Here is a 20,449-nt window from a genome sequence, read left to right on the forward strand (position 1 = left end):
AATCGTTAGATAGTATCTTTTACACTTAACAAAATATGTTTTTTCAGAAAAATCCATCCTTTCTTTTCTTAAAAAATTTTGAATAATTGCTTTATTTAGTTGTTAGTTAATTGTTAAATATAATTACTAAAAAATATATTTAATAAACAAAGAATTAAAAAAGATAATGAGATAAAAAAAAGATACTATCTAACGATTAATCCAAAATTCAATCTTTAAAACTTAATATTTTTTGATGCTTAAAGATGGATAACTCATCTATGGCACGAAGCCTTAAAGAAAGTGTGAAAGCGATTGCATTTACTACTCCTATTTATTTCTTTAATTCTCGGCAAGATTAATCACTTGCGAAATGTCAGAGAATGTGTTTTTTGATTTGTTTTCATAAAAAGAGTGTTGTTAAACCGAAAAAAACAATATCGGACACTAAAAAACAAGAGGGTTGGAACTCCAAAAGGTTATTTTCTTTATATAAAGTTGTGTAGGGATAAATGAAGCGTAATTAATAACTGGGTAAACTGTTTTTTGTTTATTTCCGTATGGGGTAAACTCTATCAAAATATCCTATCCGCCCCCGCCCACCTTCAAAGTTGAGCGGGCGGCGAAGTAATTAAATATTAAAATAAATTATTTACTAAATATCAAAATATTAACCAATAAAGGAATATTATGTTTTTTTACAGAAAGGAAAATATTTGATAAAAAAATGAAATAAAAAAATTAAAAATAAATTACAAGAATTAATGATACAAGCTTATCTGGTAACAGTAAATGATATTAATGATGAAATTTGAGCAACAAATAAAAAGAATTAAGGAGTATAGATAAATGACAGAATATAAAAGTAAATATATTAATGAAACTTGAAATGAAATAACAACATCATTTGATTGAGTTAATTGTCAACCTATTAATTGTCGTATTTCACATCATAAAAAGCATTATGATTTGCAATGTTTAGAATGAGCCAAAATGTACTTAAATTTATTTAAAGACAAGTGAGATGTTATTGTTTCATATACGCAATATTATAAAATTAACGATATTTTAGATTTAGCATCCGATAAATGAAAAATATTACAAATTGACAAAAAAATAAAACAAATAAATTAAAATATATTATTGCAATTGACCCTGCTGGAATTGGACAAACTGGTATTATTATTTATAATGTTTTGCAAAAGAAAATAATTAATAATATTACTTTTAATTCCAAAAATGAAGAAGAAGCAATAAATAATATGTATTTAATATTAAATGAGTTTAAAAATAAAATTTGTTCTTATTTAAATAAAGTTATTGTAATAATTGAAGATTATCAACTTCATAAGTGTTTAAAAATAAAAAATCCATTATCTACTCCTAAATTTATTGGTAATTTAAAAGTTTTATGCAAATATCTATTTAATTTAAAATATATTTTACAATCACCAGTCATTAAGAAAAATTATATTTATAAAGGAAATATTAAAATGTCAAAGCACGAACCACGATGCTTGAAAACATTTACGGTATTTTTAGCAAAAGGAGTTGATAAAAATGGCACAAACAAAAAGTAATTTACCTAAAAAAACAATAACTAATAAACCTAAAATAAAAAATAAAAAAATTAATAAGTTAGAATTAACTGTTAGATTACATAAAAATCCGATTAAAACTAAGATTAAGGCACTGGTTGCTGGTGGTGTTGAAGTTGATTCTTGTTCGGCTAAATGTCAGTGAGAAGGATTAAATTACTCAACATTATCAATATATAACCCATCTATTTTAACTGAGTTTTTGAAATTAAAAAAAGATGATGAGATAAAAATTAAAGGCTCAGTATTTAATCAGTTAAATATAAAAATTAAACGCTATTTTTTGTCTTTTAGAGTAGATAGTTTTGAAATTATACAAAAAGCGATTAGAAAAAGAACAAATACAAATATTAAAAAATAGGAGGAAAAACAATGGCATTAAAAAATGTAAAATATGTTCTTATTAATGAAAATAGTGAACCTATTAAAAATGAAGATGGTAGTTTAGATATTAAAACTGCTGAAATTATTTTAGAAGATACTGCTGAAGTTGAAGAATTTAATGCAATTAATTTAGAAAATAGTAATCAGCAAATCAACGAACTACAAACAAAAAATACTGAATTAACTTCACAAATTGAACAACAAACAATTCAATTAAAACAAATTGAAGTAATTGACTTTATTAATTCTTTAACTGATAATGAAGAATTTAAAAATGTTTTATTAAAATCTTATGATATTACTGATGATATTGAAATCATTAAAACACAATTGCAAAGTGTTTATGATGAATTAATTAAGGTACAAACAGTTAATACTGGGGGCGTACCAAAAGTAGTAAACAAAGAAAAAAATATTTTAGATACAGACAATGTATTTAATAAATAGAAAGAAGGAAGTAAATTATGGCACAAAACCCACAAAGAATTTTCGGAGATATTGCTAATCAAGCAACAAAACGAGATCGAGAAACATTTGAACAATGATATTTACAAACTTATCAACAAAAATTTAGTTGAGAAGCATTATTTGCATGAAAAGATGCAAGTAAATTTAGTTTAGCATATAAAAGAAAGAAAAATATTAAATATAATGAAGGTTCTGGTAAAGATGGGAAAGTATTTAATACTGATGATAAATTATTAAATTATTCAGAAGTAGAATTTGATGATGGAATTGTTGAATTAGATACAATTTTAACTTTTGCTCGTAAATTAGACCCTGTAAAAAGTGATTTTAACCCTAATCTTTGGGCTGCTGATATTGAACAAGCAATGGATACTGAGGTTGCTTATAAACGTAATAAAATTTTAGAAATTATTAATAAAGGAGTAGTTACAACCATTCAAGGCCAAAAAGCAGATGATACTAATGCTTTACAAATTCACGATGAAATTATGGATAAAATATATAAAAATGGATTTACCCCATCAGAAACAGTTGTCTTGGGTTCGGCTGATTTTATTCGTGGAATTCGTAATAAATTACAGTTACAACTTGGAGCAAATGACCAAATAAACAATGTAATTGAAACAAGCGGAGCAATGAAAACTGTTGAAGGAACAACATATTATATGGTTCCTAAAAAATTACCAATTATTATTAATAAAGATGGTTCAGAAGGAACAATTACTCTATTACCAGATGGTGTGTTAATGCAATTGTCTTTAAATTTAGTAAAAAGTATGACCCTCTTATCTTACGTAAAAAAGACCATACTCCATTAAGAGTTGGTGCAGCTGCATTAGGTACTGGAATGGGTAATACTTTGATTATGGAAAGAGTTTTATATTTAGGTGGGGCAGTAGTTGAACCTAAGGGAATTATTAAACATATTGTTTCAAAAATTGATATTAGTAAAATTAATAAAATAGATAAAGCAAATATTCATGTTGCAGACCCAACAAAAGCAACAGCCGAACAGTTAAAATCACAATTTAAAGATGTTGTTTTAAAAGCAGTAAAAGCAGTAAATAGTTCTTTAACTGAAAGTGATTTTGATTACTTTATTGAAAGTAAAGGTGAAGACTGACCAATTAATATTACAAATGATAAAACTGTTGAAGTTAAAATTGAAGGTAAAAACAACGCTACTGGTCAAACAAATTCGATTGATGTTAAAATTAAAAATTCTTAATAGTACTAAAAAATAGTACTTTTTTGTTTGATATATATGCCAATTGGAACATCTAAAACAGCCCTTATTTATGCTGTTAAAAAAATCCAACTAGATTGTCAATCCAACAACAAGAAAAAAATTTTGGTTTACAGTTATTAGAATTTTTAGGAATTCAAGTTTTAGCTCTTGGTTTATCAGTTTTAACTGGTGGTATTGCTTCGGCTGTTGGTCTTGATGCGGGATTATCTAATTTTACCGCAGCATTTATCTTGTTTGGAGTAGAAACAGCAACCGATTTTGCCGTAAATCAAATATACGATAAATTAACATCAGAAGTAACAGCAAAAAGTACCCCCTTAAATTTGTTACCAGCAATTGGTGGAATTGGTAAATTAACGCGTGCTGTTCGAACAACTAGAATTTTAAAATTAGCGAAAGAAACTAAACTACTTGAAAAATTAGGTGTAATAACTGCTAATAATTTAGAAGATGTTGTAAGACAAGTTAGAGGTAAAAAGATTTTATCTGATAAATTAATATTTGATTTTACAAAACAAGCTAATAATGAAACTTTATTATATACAATTGGAAAATTATCCCGAAATGATTTTTATAAGGGTTTTAAAGTTTCTAAATTAGAAACAATTAATAATTTATTAAAAATTGAAAAAAATATTCAAAAAATAAGTCCTACATTAGTTCAAAAAATACCACGCATAAATGAAATAAATGCTAATAAATGATTGTCTGAATATAGATTAAATATTGATAAAATAAGCAAAATTAATACTAATGAGTGATATAACATAATGACTAATCTTCATAAAAAAGGTGTTGGTAAAAACCTAATATTAAATGCTAATTTAATGCGGGGCAGTAAAATATATAATAATAAATTATTAAATATTTTTCATCAAACACCAATTAAATTAAATAAAATTTTAAATCATTTAAACCCAAATTTTTATATTCAAAAAGTAACTAAAAAAATATTAGCCCCAATTGAAAAACAAATAATTACTATTAAACAAAAAGTAATTAGTAAAATTACTGATAAAACTAAAAAAATATTATCTAAATTTGAAACTAAGGCTATTAAAAAGGTCAATTATTACCTTTTGCTTATGGTTCTGATGTTTTTTTAGCAGTTAAAATTGTTCCATTATCAGTTGCGGGTGAAGTTGCTTTAACAAGATATTATAAAAATCCTAAATATGCCCCTATTGTCGTTATGACAACTTTAATCAAAGCAGAACAGTTTGTTTTGGCTCCTGAACCGTTTAAATTTTATATGAACAGTGAATGGTTTATTGGTTGGGGATTTAAAAAAACAAGTTTGTTTAATTTAGTTTCTTTTGTCCCACTTGCTTATCAGCAAGTAGTAAAAGATAGTTTTAAAATATATCGGACAATTGCTAAGATATTAAAAATGCAAGAACAATTTAAAAATAACTTTAATAAAGATAAATTGTTAAATACGCTAGAAGATAGTGCGGTTACTAGTTTGTTAGGTAATGGACTAGTATTTCAAGCATATAAACAACTCAGAACAAAACAAGATTTAAACAAAACAATTAAAACAAAAACATTACTAAATAGTAAAAAATTTATATTAAAGAAAATATATTCTAAAAAAAGTAAATGATAAGGAGATGATTAAATGTTAAATGAATTATGACAAAATGTTACTTTGGAAAATTATAATAATTTTATTCCAATGACAGGTAAAATTACACAAGTTCCAGTTCGTTATAATAAGTTCTTTAAAGGTGATGTAGAATTATGATTTAAAACATTTGCTTTAAGAGCCCAAAATATGATTAATTCTTACTTAAACTATCCATTTTCAAAACTAAAGTTTGAAACATTTAAAGATCCATTATTAAAGAAAATTTGTATTAATATGGTGTTTATTACGATTGAGCATTGAACATTTAACCGCATTCCAATTGAGTTTTTTGCTTCGGCAAATATGAGTGTTGGTGATATTAATTATTCATCGCAAAATGACCCTATGATTACTTGACAAGGTCTATTGCCTACCTATGCAAAATTATTGGCTAATTTAACAACTTTAAAGAAAATGTTTCGTACTTTTCAAGAAGAAGGTATTGATTTAACAATGATTGATTTAGAATCATATTATACTCAATTAGAAGTTGATGCTTTAATAGAAAAAGAAAAAACTAAGATTGACAATAAAACTATTGTTAAAAATAACAATAATGAAATAAATGTTCCCTTTGATAATGATACTATTTATGAAAAAAATGGTGTCTGAAAAGCAAAACAAAGTGGCGGTAATGATATTAAAATTGATAATAAAACAATTATTAAAAATACTGCTGATGAATTAATGGTTTGAGATTTAAAACAAAATAAAATAACTTTATTACCTAATAGTAGTGGTCGTGTTAATGCTGATTTTAATGCTGAAAACGAGGAATTAAGAATTTGAAACCCTAGTTTTGAAGGTGGTAAAAATACTGCTGATTATATGATTATTGATAGTACAGTTGCGGGAATTGAAAGTACTGATGATACATTTGGTACTACTAAATATTTAAATAAATTTTATTTACAGAAAAAAGATTTACCTAAAATATCAAATGATTGAAAAGTTGTTGATACTAGTCATTTTGTTCAAGATTCTAAAGGATATAAAATTAAAAATTTTAATAAGTCAGAATATTATTATCGTTTATGGTGTTATACAACGCTTGAGATAGAACTATATATAATTACGCATATAAACTTTAAAGGTCAATTAGCAAGTGGAATATCATATGGAAATAATCCAAGTCGTTGAATTACCATTCAATTATTTTGCGACGGTGAGTTTAAATTATCATCAATATCAAATAGTGTTGAAATTAAAGGATTGTATATTGAAAGAAAAAAAAGTAAGTTAGGAAGGAGATGGTATTATGCCAAAAGTAACTATTAAAGATATGATTATGTTTTTGAAAATCTTTGGAGTTTCATCATTGTTTTTTATTGCCGGAATTATTATTTGTTTTATCGGAGAAAAAACATTGGGTATTTCTTGACCAGCATATGTTATTGTTTCAGCAATGCTTATAGGAGCAGGAATTATAGTTTTAATTATTGAAACTATTAGATTTATCAAAACTCATAACAAACAACAAAAACAAGATAGTATTGAAGATGTTATTAAAAAAGAAGATATGAAATAAAGAGGTGATATAAATGGTATTGTTACCAGCAAAAAAGAAATTAAAAAAAGAATATGATATTGATAGTTATTATCTTAATTTAGCATCAACGATTACTAATCGTAAAAATGTTACTGTTCAAAAACATAAGGAGATTTTAGAAAAAAGAATTTGTGAAGATAATGCTAATTTTTTAAATCCACGAGATTTAGAAATTAGCATTTATAATCCAATTAATAATAAACAGATAGATACTAAATTAATTAATAACTTTTTAAAAATGCAAGACTTTACTAATAAGAATTGATATAACGAATATAAAATTAATAAGAATGGTAAAGGTGCATATTTTATTTTTGCTAATAATTTAAAACTTAATTTTATTACTATTGATTTTTATAATAACCAATATGACGAATTAGGTAATTTAGTATCTTGTACATTTGATTATGACCCTTATATTAAAAATGACCAGAGTGTTTTTATTACTGAAAAATTAGAAATTGATTATGTAACTAAACAAGTAAAAGTTATTAGAAAGTTAAAAACACGATTATACAGCACTATTACCGACTTATATATTGATGATGCTAAATGAAATAACTATACAACTTTACAAAGAAAAGAAATATTACCACTTAATTTTATATCAATTGAAATTATTCCTAATAACCCTAATTTTGATCCTTCTGCTCGTTATGGTAAATAATTTGCTAGTATTTTAGATATTATTGCTGAAAAGATAATGTTAGATCCATTATTAAATAGTGGTAAATTTACCATTAATACTAATGGTGTTACTGGTGTGGTTGACCAAGAAATTAGTAAAATGTTGGCTTCATTTATTGAAAATGACTTGTTATTAGTTGAAGGAGACCCTGATAGTAATTTTCAACCAGTAGACTATATTGCTGGTAATTTTAAAGGTGAACAATTAACCAAAATATATGATTAATTATTAACTAATTACTATAAAATAAATCGCCACCATGTTCCCGCAATTGCCAAGGGAGCCCAACAAACACAAGCAGAAGTTGGGGGAGTAAATATTCAAACAAACGCATCATACGAACAAATGATATATATTAGAGAAATTAAATTAATTAAATATGATAATGCTATTTTAAACAGTAGAACATTTAATATTAAAAATATTGATGATTTAATTATTTATGTTCGCTTACCAGTGTAAATGCTACTTTAAACAGACAATTAAATAACAATGAAACTATTATAAATATGCCTAATGAAGAAGGAGAACAAGAATAATGTTAAAACCATCTGAAAAAATGTTAGCACAATTAGCAGAAAATGATGAACCAATTGACTATTCAATTGATAGTATTCCATTAGATTTTGCTAGTCAATCGCAGTACAGCGACCCTGATTTAGAACAATTATTTACTGAAGACCGTGCTAGAACCTTATATATTTATAAAATTAATAAAAATCTTGTTAAGACAAAGCAAAAACCAATCTTAAACTACTCTCAAAATAGCGTTAAAATAGGTTTTATTGACAAAGATGAATATATTAAAATAACTGGTTATGAAATTAGTGATTTTAATTTTAAATTACAAATTCAACAAAATATCACAGTCCAAGATAATAGCACAAGTTATGTAATGATTGATGAAAAAGATATTTTAATTAATGATATTTCAAAAAAAGATAAAGAATTTTTAGAATCCTATGACTTAAAAATAGTATCTATTAATGAATTAATTACCGAAGACAATAAAAATGAATGTTATATTATCGAAGAATATAAAAGACCTTATTCATCTGATGGTGTTGATATTATTAAATCTACTCATTTAGTTAAGGTAACTGATTTTAAATGAAAAAACCAAAATAGTATTCATTTAGTATTACAAAAATCATTACCCGAAGATACAGTATTTACTGGGATTGAGATTAAATACCCTAAATCAATGTTATTTGGAAATATTAAATGTTGAGGTAATATTAATGGTGTTTATTCTTATCCTTCATCAATAGTTGAAAATGTTAGTTTAGTATCGTTGCTATCTATGCCCATTGAAACAGAACCTAATTTAAGAGTATTTCAATATTGATTTACCGAAAGTTTTTTACCGTGGTTTATTGCAAAAATATATATTCAACCAGATGATATTTTAAGTTTAATAAAAAATAATGGTTTAGAAAAAGTTTTATTAAATTATTTAACTTATCATTATAATTATGATCGAAAATTTCAAGGGGCAAAATACGATGAAAAATGCAATCCTACAAATAAAGCGGCTGAATTACGTCAAAAATTCGAAGGACAAAAACCAGAAGATGTTATTGATGGTTTATTTGAAAATTGAAAATTAGACAATCCAAGTGAATTATATAAAAGATATGTAAAAAGAATTAAACAAGTGATATACATCTTATCAAATTATACATATAGTAAAAATGCAATTAATAAAGGCTATAATGATGATGTTAAATTATTTGCCCCTTATTATTTTGAATTAATATCTAATCCAAGAGAGGTAGAAACTGGATATTGAGAATTTGAAGATTGTAAAGTTAAATTAAATTCATCATATTTTAATTTTATTGGTGGCCTCACGCCACCAACTCCAATAAACTATTGAGAAGAGGTTTATACATATGATAAACCATTTAAAGAAGTTGATAATAAATGATATTTTGTCGTGTGACGATATGATGAAAATAAAGATTGAAATCTTGCAAAATTTAAAAACAACACCAATGTAAATTTTGTTAATGCCATAACACTTGAAAAAGTAGATAAATATTATTTATATTTAGGAAATTATTTTAAACCACCTCTAGATATAGGTGCCGGTTTAACTTATACTAACTTGTATATATATAAACCAGCAACTTTTCCTTATGTATATCATTGAGATAAAAATGATAATTATTTTAAATCAGTTTATCGTTGAAATAATCACAGTGAACCAAATACGCCATTTATATCACTTAAAACTGGACAAATTACAGATTAAAATTTAAAACAACAAAATAATATTAATAGTAATGATGAAATTAAATTAACTATTAAAAACAAAGATATTTCAGAAAACCCTATTTATCAATTAGAAACAAATTATTTTAATTGATTATCAATAACAAATGAATTAGAAACAAATAATATCCCTTCTCTTATTACTGCTAAAATTAAATTATCAGATGGTGAATATGGTAAATATTTAACTAATTTAATTGTTTCTAATGACAAAATAGAAAACTATTTAAACTATTTTTCTCAATGATATAAATTACTTTATTCTAAGGGAATTTGAGCAAATATGACTAAAGATTTAGTTGAAGATACTATTAAAATAACTTATGATAAAAAAGTATTTATTTTAAATCAAATTAAAATATCTGGAATATGGGGTTATGGTAATTATGATATAAATATTTTTATTGAAAAACCAAATGAAAAAATTATTGAAGGAAAAGATATTAACTTAGAATTAATAAAAAATTCTCCTATTGGAACTAAAATCAGTGGAAAAGATAGAAATACATATTTGCAATTAATCGAAGATGATACATGATATTTATATAAAAATGGTATTGAAGATCAAAACTCTTATTTAAATAAAGCGGTTGTTGATTTTTTAATAAAACAATCAAATAGTGTAATATTTTCCTATCCACCAACAAAAGAACAAATTAATATTAATAATTTACAATTATTTAATAGAAATAATGAAAAATTATCATTAATTACATTAGAAATATAAAAAGTCATTTATTAAAATGACTTTTTATTATTCATTAACTTTTACCATACCGTCCTTTATCAACTATTAAATTAGGTTCTTGTGTATCTAAATTTCAACGATAAACTGATTTAAAATAATTATCATTTTTATCTCAATGATATACATAAGGAAAAGTTGCTGGTTTATATATATACAAGTTAGTATAAGTTAAACCGGCACCTATATCTAGAGATGGTTTAAAATAATTTCCTAAATATAAATAATATTTATCTACTTTTTCAAGTGTTATGGCATTAACAAAATTTTCATTGGTGTTGTTTTTAAATTTTACAAGATTTCAATCTTTATTTTCATCATATCTTCATACGACAAAATATCATTTATTATCAATTTCTTTAAATGGTTTTTCTTGTGGTACTATTCATTTTAAAATACCATCTTTTCTATTTATTTTATGGTTCTCTTTTTGTTCTTTCAATTGTTCTTGGCTATGCAGTTCCTATTGTAGATCTAGAAATTGTACCCGAACCAGGAGCTATAGCAGTTCCTATTGCGCCACCCAAAACACCAAATCCTAATGCAAATCCATCAGAAATATGCTTAGACAAACAAGAAAGAATTTTTTCTTTAAAAGAACTTAATTTTCCTTGCTCTTTTTGTTTTTTTAAATATTCTTCCACTTCTTTTAGTTTATTTATTTTTCATTTTTTTGCTTTTCTTTCTCCTTCTTAGCCGATTCATTCTTGTCTTTCTTTATCTAATCTTTCTTGTTCTAATCTATTTGCTTTTTTTCTATCTCATTTTTTTCTTTTTCTTCGTTACTAATTCACTCATTTAATCTATCAAAATAAAATACTTTAAATGTACTATTTGTATTTGCAAATAAATAAATTTTTTATTAATACTAAATATTTTTCAAACGTTCCTATTTTTAGGTTATTTAAAATTTTATATTCTTCATAATTTTCATCATCTTTTTTCAATAAAACTAATAATTGATTATATCAATACTCATTATTGGTCTTAATAAATATATTATTACTTTTATAAATAGATATTTTTGTGCTAATTAGACTACTAAATTTATCACTTTCTTGATCAATAATGTTAAATCTATAAATTCCTTTTTCAGTTGCAATATAAAAATTTTCTTGTTTATTATCTAAATAATGATCATTAATATTTGGAATTGAAATTTCTTCAATTGAAGTTTGTCCAGATTTAAGATGATAAAATTTTTTATCAGAAAATATAAAAATATTATCTTTTATAGCATAAAATTTAAATCCCGTATAATTATCATAACTAAATTTTCCACTTATTTTAATGGGATTAATATCATATTTTCTAAGTAAATATAATTCATCTCTAACTTTTATATAAATATTATTATATTCATCGAAATTAAAAGAATTAATATCAACAATATTTGGAATATAAATTTTTCTTAATTTTTTAATATCATCAATATTTTTTGGAATATCTTCTTCATTATGCTTGATTAAATTTAAAAAATCTATATTTTCATCATAACTATGGACTTTAAGAATAATATTATTTTCATTATCTAAATAAAAATGGTTAAAACGAAAATTACTAATTACATCTTTTATATTATAAATATTATTTTTATAAAGTTTTTTATTAGTAAAAATATAAATATTTCTGTTTATATTTTTATATAATGAAAAACCATGAATATTTCCATCTCTTCCGGACTCATCACCTTGATGTATTAATTGTAAATTTCCCTTTTCTGTAATTTTATATAAATTATTAGTTTTTCTAGTTAAAAAATAAAGATTGTTTTTAAATTCTTCAAATTCTATGTTAATTTCTTTTATTAAAAAATTTAATTTAATAGAATTAATAATATTATTTTTTAAATTGTCAACTTTTTCTAATATATTATTTTTAATTTTATCATAATTTTCTGTAATATAATCTTTAGTTTCTTCAATTTTTTTAGTTCCTATTTTTCAAAGAGAAAAAGCATAATCTCACAAAGAATAGTTATTATTTTCTAAATGTGATAAAACAGTATAATCAAACCCACTATTTTCTAATTTATTTAATTTTTCTTCTTTTTGATAAGGACTAGCTGCAATTGTTGTTGGTACAGCAGTTCCACTAACTGTTAATACACTTAATAAATTTAAAAGTTTTTTCATTTTTTATAATTTCCTTTCTTATCTTGAAACTTTTTTTCAAGATCTATTGACATTATATATAAGCACTTTTAAAGCATATTGGAGAAAGGCAATTATTTAAAATGATTATTATTGTGATTATACTGTACTAAATCTGGGCTCGCAGAATTTTCATAAGTTTGTGAAAAATGCCTTAAAGTTTAAAAAACTTTTGCCGCGCTTTTCAAAATACTTGGGAAAAATTCTAAGCGTTAAGCGAAGAATTTTATAAAGGTTCCCAAATTTGTTTGAAAGAACCTCAAAATCTTTTTTAACTTATAAATTATTTTATCACAAAAATTTAAGAAAATCAACCGCTCGCCCAAAACCTCAAAAAACTATATAATTAGCTTTGTATATAAAAGAAAGGATTTTTTAAAATGGATAAAACAAAGCATCATTTTACTTTTAAAGAAAGAGTAATGTTAAAAGATTTATTAGAATTTGATTCTTTTAAAAAATGGTAAATCCAATATATCTAAAATAGAAAAAATATTGCATAAAAATCGCAATACAATTAGACAAGAAATAAAAAGGTTAAAAGATAATGAATATGACGCTAAATTAGCACACGAAGATTATTTACAAAAACGACAAAAATGTTTTAAAAAATCATCATTATTGCTAAATATTTTAGAATGACTAGATGAAGAATATAACAAATTTCATGATTCACCAGAACAAATCTGTAAAAAATATGAAAAAGAGTTTGGTATTAAATTTCCGGTATGTTTTAAAACTTTATATAAATATATTCATTTGGGATTTTTAAATTTCAAGAAAGATAATTTATATTTTCATGGTAGAAAATATAAAGCAAAAAATAGAATTGATAACTGTGGAAAAAAAAGAAATTTTAGAACTATTGAAGAAGCAAAACATGATAAAAATGAATTTGGTTGATTTCAAATGTATACTATGGTTGGTAAAAATAATAGTGTTTGTTTAGTTTTAATCGAAGAATTAACCCAATTTAAAATTATTGAACCATTAAAAGAAAAAACAACAAAAGAAGTTACAAACGCATTAAAACGAATTTTTTCTAACAGATTTTTTAAAGATAGATGCAAAGGAACAATAACAGATCAAGGCAAAGAATTTGCTGATTGAGAAAAAATTGAAAAAATAACAAATGCTAAAGTATATTTTTGTGATGCTGGAACTCCAACTCAAAAACCCAAAGTTGAAAGAGCAATTCGTGATTTTAGACATTGATTTTCCAAAGGAATTGATTTAAGTATTTATTCAAGAAATTATTATCAAGAAGTTGCTAATATAATAAACTCTAAAATAAAATTAAGTAGGGTGCTACACTTCATAGTACAATTTACAAATTGTCCTTTAACAACAGCAAGTGGGACATTTGGTTATGGTGAATGTTACCAAGACTTTTTTTCTGTTAATGAGTTGGGAATGCTAATAACAAAAGGAATTACTTTAGAGCCACGATTAGGCAATAGTGCACAGCGGTTAGCTGAAGTTACAGCGAGATTAATTAATTCTATTGGTTTAGAAAACCCAGAGTTAGATTATTTTACAGCGAAGATTGTGTCCACCTTTGCTGCGTTTCAGATTCCAATTATTGTGAACTTAAATGGAAAAACAATTGAAGAATACGAAATATTAGCCACTGCTATTAATGAAATTGATGCAATTGCTTTTGTTGAATTAAATATTTCTTGTCCAAATGTTAAAGAAGGCGGTATTTTATTTGGAACTGATCCGGTGGTAACACGACAAGTAGTTAAAAGAGTTCGCCGTGTTTTAACAAAAAAGAAATTAATTGTGAAATTATCACCATCAGTTAGTGATATTAAGAAATTTGCGATTATTTGTCAAGAAGAAAGAGCAGATGCAATTAGTCTAATTAATACTATTCCTGCAATGCAGATTAATCTTAAAACGAAAAAACCGGCCTTAGGTAACATTATAGGAGGGTTAAGTGGACCTTGTATTAAACCAATCGCAATTCGGATGGTTTATGAAGTTGCTAAGGTAGTTAAAATCCCAATTATTGGCATGAGGGGAGTTAGTTATGCCAATGATGGATGTTCTTGAATTTTTAATGGCTGGAGCAAGTATTGTTGCAATTGGTACTAGTTTATTTACTAATCCAAACCTTGTTTTAGAGATTAAAAGAGATTTGTTAGCATATTGTAAAGAACAAAATTTACAACTTTTAAGCCATATTGTGGGAATCGCGCACCAGAAGTAGAAATAATTATGCCAAAAATATTTATTGCGTGTTATTTTAATACAGAAGAACAATTATGAACTTTTTTAAACAAGTTTCGGCCACAATCATTATTTTTAAAAGTTGGGATGGAATTAATTTATGCTGTTGGTTTTGAAATTATTAATAAATTAAAACAGCACGGTCATATTGTTTTTCTTGATTTAAAATTAAATGATATTCCAATTACAGTTGAAAAGGCTTTACAAGCATTTAAACAATATCAAGTTGACTTTGTTACAATTCATTTAACAAGTGGTGAAAAAACATTATAATTAGCGCATCAGATTGTGCAAGATACTTCAATTAAATTATTAGGTGTAACAGTATTAACTAGTCTTGATAATGATGATCTTCAAACTTTATTTTTATTTTCAACATTAACAACGGAGCGATTAGTACAAAATTTAGCAAAATTAGCAGTAGGTAATCATTTTTATGGTGTGATTTGTTCCCCTTGAGAAGCAAAGATGATTAAAACACAGTTTCCATCGTTACAAACAATTACCCCTGGAATTCAATTAGTAACTAAACAAACTGATCAAAAACGGGTGGCAACACCAGTTCTTGCAAAAGAATTAGGAGCTGATTATTTAGTAATTGGTCATGCAATTACAAGCGCTGCTGATCCGGTAGCCGTTTATCAACAAATTGTAACAACATTGGCAGATTAGAAAGGACGAATGAAGATGAAAAACATTATTACGGAATTAATTAGAATTAAAGCAATTAGTATTAATACTACTGAATTATTTACTTGAGCATTGGGAATTAAAGCATCAATTTATATTGATAATCGATTAACGATGGGTTATCCTAATTTGCGGTGAACAATTGCTGAAAGGTTTGCTGAATTTATTAATACTAATTTCGGACAAGATAAAATTGATAATATTTTTGGAACAGCAACAGCAGGAATTCCCCATGCTGCTCTATTAGGCCATTTATTACAATTACCATTTGGGTATGTTCGTAGTAGTAAAAAAGGTCACGGAAAACAAAATCAAATTGAAGAAGTTTATGAAAGGGGACAAAAGGTTGTGGTCATTGAAAATTTAATTTCTACCGGTGGGTCAGTTATTGAAGTTGTGAAAACTTTACAAGCGGCAGGTTTGGAAGTTGTTGCGGTATTAGCAATTTTTAGTTATCAATTAAAAAAAGCTATTATTGCTTTTGAAAGTTTACAAGTTCCTTTTTATACATTAACTAATTTTGAAAGTTTAGTAATAACTAATGGTTTGTTGTCAAAAGCAGAATAACAAATTTTAAAAGAGTTTCAGCAACAATTAGAGTAGAAGAATACAATGATTTGGATTAGTAAGTTAATTTAAAATATCTTATTAATATTATTGACTAAATTAAAAAAACATCATATAATCAATAATGAAAAATGTTAAAGTAGCTAATGCTCACCTATGCCCTTTAGTGTGGTTAATAGGTTTTACAAGATAAAATTAAAGTTTTTAATGATTATATTTTAATCATTTAAGAAGATAATTCTTGTTAATGAAAGCGCTATTTTTGATCGTTTTTTTAATTAATTAAAATGGAGGTATTGGATGAATCAACCCACTAAAAACAATAAAAATATCGAGCAAGTAAATTATGATATTAGAGCACGTGAAGTTTTAATTATTTTAGATGATGGTAATAAAGTTGGCCCTTTAGGGCGAAATGAAGCAGTTCGTTTTGCTGAAGAAAAAGGTTTAGATTTATTGTTAGTATCAGTTGCTTCAAATCCACCGGTAGCAAAATTGGTTGATTATGGAAAATATAAATACGAACAAAAGAAAAAAGAAAAAGAAAATAAGAAAAATCAACATGTAATTGAAAATAAAGAGATGCGTTTACGAACAGGAATTGGTGAACATGATTTGGAATTTAAGGCAAAAAAAGTGCGTGAATTTCTAACTGATGGAAACCGTGTTAAAATTTCTTTAAAGTTTCGTGGTCGAGAAGTTGCAAGACCTGAATATGGCAAAGAAACATTAGATAAATTTTTTAGTTATATTGAAGATTTGGCAAAGATTGAAAAAGAACCCCAGTTAAATGGCTTGTTTTTAGATATGTATGTTGTACCAAAAAAATAATTAATTAAATTAACTTTTAAAAGAAAAGACAAGGAGGAAAATTTATGCCAAAAATGAAAACGAAAAAATCTTTAACAAAAAGAGTTAAAATAACAGGAACAGGAAAATGAAAGATTGCGCATGCATATACTTCACATTTAGCCCAAAATAAAACAACAAAACAAAAACGTCATTTACGTAAAGCTGGTTTAATGGATCAAACTGATCAGAGTCGATTAAAACAACTATTACAAGGATAAAGAAAGAGAAGGGAGTATTAACAAATGGCAAGAGTTAAAGGCGGACCAACAACAAGAAAACGTCGTAAAAAAATTATTAAAGAAGCAAAAGGATATTTTGGAACAAAATCAACGCATTATAAAAAAGCAAAAGAACAAGTAATGAAATCATGAGCGTATGCTTTTCGTGATCGTAAGCAACGTAAAAGAGATTTTCGTTCATTATGAATCCAAAGAATTAATGCTGCAGTACGTGAACATGATATGTCGTATTCACAATTTATGAATGGTTTAAATAAAACTAACATTGAAGTAAATCGTAAGATGTTATCAGAATTAGCAATTCATAATCCAAGTGAATTTAAAGTGTTAGTAGAAAAATCAAAACAAGCGTTAAAAAATTAACAAAACTACTTTTCTGAAAAGTAGTTTTTTATTTTAATATTAAGTCCGTTTTCTTATCTTGGATTTTTTATGATGAGTTGCTAATTGTTTTAATTAAGCATAAAATATTAACAAACATAAGGGAAAGAATGAAAAATGTCAGAAAAATTATCGTTAAAAGAGCAAGTTGAGATTTTACCAACTAAACCAGGATGCTATTTATTTTACAATAATTATCATCAAGTATTATATGTTGGAAAGGCAAAAAACTTACGAAGTCGTGTTAGTTCTTATTTTAACAAAGTGTATAATTATAAAACAACCCGCTTAGTTCAAGAAATAGTTCGTTTAGAAACAATTATTACGAAAACTGAAAAAGAAGCACTAATTTTAGAACATAATTTAATTAAGCAGTACAAACCAAAATACAATATTTTGTTAAATGATGATAAACATTATCCTTATATTGTAATTACAAAAGAAAAAGACCCTCAATATTTGTATGTTCGTAATGTTCATCAAAAATATGCTCGCTATTATGGACCATTCCCAGAAGGGAGTCATGCGCAGGAAATTATTAAAGTCTTAGAACGATTATATCCTTTACGTCGTTGCAAAGGAAATCTTGAAAAACCTTGCCTTTATTATCATATTAATCAATGTTCAGGTGCTTGTTTTAAATCAGTTCCTTCAGAGTATTATACAAAAATGATTAAAAAAGTTCATAATTTTTTTAAAGGTAATTTTACTGAAACAAAAAAACTACTAGAGAAACGAATGTTTCAAGCCGCAGATAACTTACAATTTAAAGAAGCACATAAATTAAAAGTTTTAATTCGAAACTTAGATTGAACTTTATCATCACAAACAGTTGAAATGTTAAATCAAAATGATAATTTAGATGTGATTAGTTTATATCAAACTACTGAGCATTTAGTGTTAACAACTTTATTTTATCGTTCTGGAAAATTAAGCTATAAAGATTATGAATATTATCATCTTGATTTTGCTGAAGATTACCAAGAATTATACCGCTTATACTTGCAAAATATTTATCAAAAAAATATTTTACCCACAAAAATAATTGTTAACGAGGCAATTGCATTACCAGAATTAAACTTGTTATTTGATAATCGTGTTTTTCATCCTAAAACATCAATTGAAAAAACAATTATGAAATTAGCCACTGAAAATAGTTATGAATCTTATGTCCAATACCAGACAACTGCCCAACGAGAATTAAATAATGCTGAAGTTTTAAAAGAGTTACAAATGCTATTAGGTTTATCAGAATTACCATATTTAATTGAAATGATTGATATTACTAATATTAATAATGAGTTTGTGACTGGTGCGGTTATTGTTTATAAAAATGGTCGTCCATCACGAAATGATTATCGTAAGTATAATTTAGAAATTCCATATCAAGATGATACGCACCGTATTGCGGCGGTTGTTGCTCGTCGTTATCAAAAGATTATTCAAGAAGAACAAGCCCTTCCTAATTTAATTATTATGGATGGTGGGATTCAACAAGTTAATGCTTGTTTAAAAGAACTAGCAAAATTAGATTTATCAATTCCCGTGATTGGTTTAGTTAAAAATGATCATCATAAAACTGACCATTTATTTAATTTTAAAAAAGAGAAAGTATATTTGGATAAAAGTAGCCGTTTATTTTTATTTTTAACAAGAATGCAAGATGATGTTCATAATTTTGCAATTACTAGTTTTCGCCGCCGGCAAACAAAAGCTTTGACAACAAGTATTCTAAAAACAATCCCAGGGTTTGGAAAACAACGAATTAAATTATTAAATCACCATTTTAAAAGTATTGGTGCAATTCAAAAAGCAAGTGATGCTGAATTATATCAATTATTGCATAATAAAAAACTTATTGAAAATTTAAGAAAATTTTTGGAACATTTTGGTAAATAACTTTTTTTCGGTATAATAATTAAGTACAGAATTAAACAATGAAAGGAGTAGAGAATTATCCATCGAGTCCAACGAAAAGATTTATTATTAGCATATTTGTGTCAAAAACTTTTTCACGAAATGAATCATGTTCTTGAATATGTTCGAAAATATAATATTTCAGCAACAACTGCGCGCCGTGATTTAAAAGAACTTGAAAATGAAGGAATTATTACAATGTATTATGGTGGTATTAATTTTTTAGGAGTTCATAATAAAACATGTAATATTAATGTTCGAACAAGTAGTATTAATTTTGATAAAAAAATGATTATCGGAAAAAAGTTAACAAATTTGTTAGAAAAAAATGATGTTATTTTTGTCGGAGCAGGATCAACTTGTGAAATTTTTGTTACTTTAATTGATAAACCAATAAAAATTGTCACTAATTCATTTCGAATTTTACAATTGGCAAAAGATAATCCTAATGTTCAATATAATGTCTTATTTGGAGGCAAATTACGTGAAAAATCACAAGCTTTTTATGGTTCATTTTGTGAGGAAAGTTTATCATTAATTCAATTTTCAAAAGTTATTTTTTCAGCAAATACAATTGATAAAACTGGCGCTGTTTTCAAAAGTAATGAAGAAGAAGCGCGGGTTGAATTAGCAGCCTTAGCACGGGTTCAAGTTAAAATTTTATTAGCTGATAGTACAAAATTTGATAAAATTGGGTTTTTTAAATTTTATGACGTTAAAGATGTTTCATATTTAGTAACGGACAAACCAGAAGTTATGAAACAATATGATTTTAATGTTAAAGTAATATAAAACTTTGTTTAACAACAAAGTTTTTTATTTACAAGGAAAAGTTAACTTAGGATGGT

24 protein-coding genes and 3 pseudogenes are annotated in these 20,449 nt (G+C 25.4%); 23 read left to right on the plus strand and 4 right to left on the minus strand.

Translation table 4 applies throughout. The features are described 5' to 3' along the window. Positions 1 to 828 precede the first annotated feature (828 nt). The 13 genes from ACZ91P_RS02975 to ACZ91P_RS03035 all read left to right on the plus strand — a co-directional run bounded on the left by ACZ91P_RS02975 (position 829) and on the right by ACZ91P_RS03035 (position 9,802). Complete coding sequence (locus ACZ91P_RS02975) at positions 829 to 1,113, plus strand: hypothetical protein (RefSeq protein ID WP_465157968.1); 285 nt, start codon at positions 829 to 831, stop codon at positions 1,111 to 1,113. Next, positions 1,068 to 1,559, plus strand: a complete 492-nt coding sequence (locus ACZ91P_RS02980) for a hypothetical protein (protein ID WP_465157969.1) — start codon at positions 1,068 to 1,070, stop codon at positions 1,557 to 1,559. Before ACZ91P_RS02975 ends, ACZ91P_RS02980 begins: the two co-directional genes overlap by 46 nt. After that, entirely contained in the window at positions 1,540 to 1,938 is a 399-nt protein-coding gene (locus tag ACZ91P_RS02985; protein WP_465157970.1) for a hypothetical protein, read from the plus strand. Before ACZ91P_RS02980 ends, ACZ91P_RS02985 begins: the two co-directional genes overlap by 20 nt. A gap of 11 nt (positions 1,939 to 1,949) precedes the next feature. Beyond that, entirely contained in the window at positions 1,950 to 2,408 is a 459-nt protein-coding gene (locus tag ACZ91P_RS02990) for a hypothetical protein (protein WP_465157971.1), read from the plus strand. A 17-nt stretch (positions 2,409 to 2,425) separates the two neighbouring features. Then, positions 2,426 to 3,247, plus strand: coding sequence for a hypothetical protein (locus ACZ91P_RS02995; protein ID WP_465157972.1), 822 nt, complete (start codon positions 2,426 to 2,428; stop codon positions 3,245 to 3,247). 29 nt (positions 3,248 to 3,276) lie between these two features. Then, positions 3,277 to 3,657 carry a hypothetical protein gene (locus ACZ91P_RS03000; RefSeq protein WP_465157973.1) on the plus strand — a complete coding sequence of 127 codons (381 nt, stop codon included), beginning with the start codon at positions 3,277 to 3,279 and terminating at the stop codon, positions 3,655 to 3,657. A 95-nt stretch (positions 3,658 to 3,752) separates the two neighbouring features. Then, positions 3,753 to 4,784, plus strand: coding sequence for a hypothetical protein (locus ACZ91P_RS03005; protein ID WP_465157974.1), 1,032 nt, complete (start codon positions 3,753 to 3,755; stop codon positions 4,782 to 4,784). Between the two features lie 86 nt (positions 4,785 to 4,870). Further along, the gene (locus ACZ91P_RS03010) at positions 4,871 to 5,287 is read left to right on the plus strand and encodes a hypothetical protein (RefSeq protein ID WP_465157975.1); all 417 of its coding nucleotides are present in this window, start codon (positions 4,871 to 4,873) and stop codon (positions 5,285 to 5,287) included. Positions 5,288 to 5,299: 12 nt separating this feature from the next. After that, on the plus strand, positions 5,300 to 6,586 hold the full coding sequence (locus ACZ91P_RS03015) for a hypothetical protein (RefSeq protein WP_465157976.1): 1,287 nt from the start codon (positions 5,300 to 5,302) through the stop codon (positions 6,584 to 6,586). Then, a complete protein-coding gene (locus ACZ91P_RS03020; RefSeq protein ID WP_465157978.1) occupies positions 6,567 to 6,836 on the plus strand; it encodes a hypothetical protein in 270 nt (89 codons plus the stop codon). Before ACZ91P_RS03015 ends, ACZ91P_RS03020 begins: the two co-directional genes overlap by 20 nt. A gap of 13 nt (positions 6,837 to 6,849) precedes the next feature. Further along, positions 6,850 to 7,524, plus strand: coding sequence for a hypothetical protein (locus ACZ91P_RS03025; RefSeq protein ID WP_465157979.1), 675 nt, complete (start codon positions 6,850 to 6,852; stop codon positions 7,522 to 7,524). Between the two features lie 36 nt (positions 7,525 to 7,560). Further along, positions 7,561 to 7,770 carry a hypothetical protein gene (locus ACZ91P_RS03030; protein WP_252155190.1) on the plus strand — a complete coding sequence of 70 codons (210 nt, stop codon included), beginning with the start codon at positions 7,561 to 7,563 and terminating at the stop codon, positions 7,768 to 7,770. Positions 7,771 to 8,083: 313 nt separating this feature from the next. Next, complete coding sequence (locus ACZ91P_RS03035) at positions 8,084 to 9,802, plus strand: hypothetical protein (RefSeq protein ID WP_465157980.1); 1,719 nt, start codon at positions 8,084 to 8,086, stop codon at positions 9,800 to 9,802. A gap of 101 nt (positions 9,803 to 9,903) precedes the next feature. Here ACZ91P_RS03035 and ACZ91P_RS03040 read toward each other — a convergent pair whose 3' ends face one another. Continuing rightward, the gene (locus ACZ91P_RS03040; RefSeq protein ID WP_465157981.1) at positions 9,904 to 10,035 is read right to left on the minus strand and encodes a hypothetical protein; all 132 of its coding nucleotides are present in this window, start codon (positions 10,033 to 10,035) and stop codon (positions 9,904 to 9,906) included. 70 nt (positions 10,036 to 10,105) lie between these two features. Between ACZ91P_RS03040 and ACZ91P_RS03045 the strand changes: the two genes are divergently transcribed. Further along, the gene (locus ACZ91P_RS03045) at positions 10,106 to 10,549 is read left to right on the plus strand and encodes a hypothetical protein (protein ID WP_465157982.1); all 444 of its coding nucleotides are present in this window, start codon (positions 10,106 to 10,108) and stop codon (positions 10,547 to 10,549) included. 34 nt (positions 10,550 to 10,583) lie between these two features. Here ACZ91P_RS03045 and ACZ91P_RS03050 read toward each other — a convergent pair whose 3' ends face one another. The 3 genes from ACZ91P_RS03050 to ACZ91P_RS03060 form a co-directional block, all read right to left on the minus strand. After that, positions 10,584 to 11,009: a hypothetical protein gene (locus ACZ91P_RS03050; RefSeq protein ID WP_465157983.1), complete on the minus strand. Its 426-nt coding sequence runs from the start codon at positions 11,007 to 11,009 to the stop codon at positions 10,584 to 10,586. 10 nt (positions 11,010 to 11,019) lie between these two features. After that, entirely contained in the window at positions 11,020 to 11,211 is a 192-nt protein-coding gene (locus ACZ91P_RS03055) for a hypothetical protein (protein WP_465157984.1), read from the minus strand. A gap of 186 nt (positions 11,212 to 11,397) precedes the next feature. Continuing rightward, positions 11,398 to 12,702: a hypothetical protein gene (locus tag ACZ91P_RS03060; RefSeq protein WP_465157985.1), complete on the minus strand. Its 1,305-nt coding sequence runs from the start codon at positions 12,700 to 12,702 to the stop codon at positions 11,398 to 11,400. A 398-nt stretch (positions 12,703 to 13,100) separates the two neighbouring features. On the opposite strand from ACZ91P_RS03060, the pseudogene ACZ91P_RS03065 reads away from it, so the two are divergent. The 9 genes and pseudogenes from ACZ91P_RS03065 to ACZ91P_RS03105 all read left to right on the plus strand — a co-directional run. After that, positions 13,101 to 14,040, plus strand: a pseudogene (locus tag ACZ91P_RS03065) (IS30 family transposase); the annotation flags it as partial. Then, positions 14,017 to 14,935 (plus strand): annotated as a pseudogene (locus ACZ91P_RS03070) (dihydroorotate dehydrogenase). The pseudogenes ACZ91P_RS03065 and ACZ91P_RS03070, both read left to right, overlap by 24 nt. An 8-nt stretch (positions 14,936 to 14,943) precedes the next feature. Further along, positions 14,944 to 15,627, plus strand: a pseudogene (pyrF, locus tag ACZ91P_RS03075) (orotidine-5'-phosphate decarboxylase). Positions 15,628 to 15,636: 9 nt separating this feature from the next. Beyond that, positions 15,637 to 16,212 (plus strand): orotate phosphoribosyltransferase, encoded by a 576-nt coding sequence (gene pyrE / locus ACZ91P_RS03080; RefSeq protein ID WP_465157986.1) that lies wholly within the window; start codon positions 15,637 to 15,639, stop codon positions 16,210 to 16,212. A 300-nt stretch (positions 16,213 to 16,512) separates the two neighbouring features. After that, entirely contained in the window at positions 16,513 to 17,043 is a 531-nt protein-coding gene (gene infC, locus ACZ91P_RS03085) for a translation initiation factor IF-3 (protein ID WP_465157987.1), read from the plus strand. A gap of 44 nt (positions 17,044 to 17,087) precedes the next feature. Next, a complete protein-coding gene (rpmI, locus tag ACZ91P_RS03090; protein ID WP_465157988.1) occupies positions 17,088 to 17,282 on the plus strand; it encodes a 50S ribosomal protein L35 in 195 nt (64 codons plus the stop codon). A gap of 24 nt (positions 17,283 to 17,306) precedes the next feature. After that, positions 17,307 to 17,666 carry a 50S ribosomal protein L20 gene (gene rplT, locus ACZ91P_RS03095; protein ID WP_114565167.1) on the plus strand — a complete coding sequence of 120 codons (360 nt, stop codon included), beginning with the start codon at positions 17,307 to 17,309 and terminating at the stop codon, positions 17,664 to 17,666. Between the two features lie 135 nt (positions 17,667 to 17,801). After that, positions 17,802 to 19,583 (plus strand): excinuclease ABC subunit UvrC, encoded by a 1,782-nt coding sequence (uvrC, locus tag ACZ91P_RS03100; RefSeq protein WP_465157989.1) that lies wholly within the window; start codon positions 17,802 to 17,804, stop codon positions 19,581 to 19,583. Positions 19,584 to 19,667: 84 nt separating this feature from the next. Then, entirely contained in the window at positions 19,668 to 20,393 is a 726-nt protein-coding gene (locus tag ACZ91P_RS03105; protein WP_465158945.1) for a DeoR/GlpR family DNA-binding transcription regulator, read from the plus strand. Positions 20,394 to 20,449: the final 56 nt, after the last annotated feature.

This window comes from Spiroplasma endosymbiont of Halictus nicosiae (genome assembly GCF_978018445.1).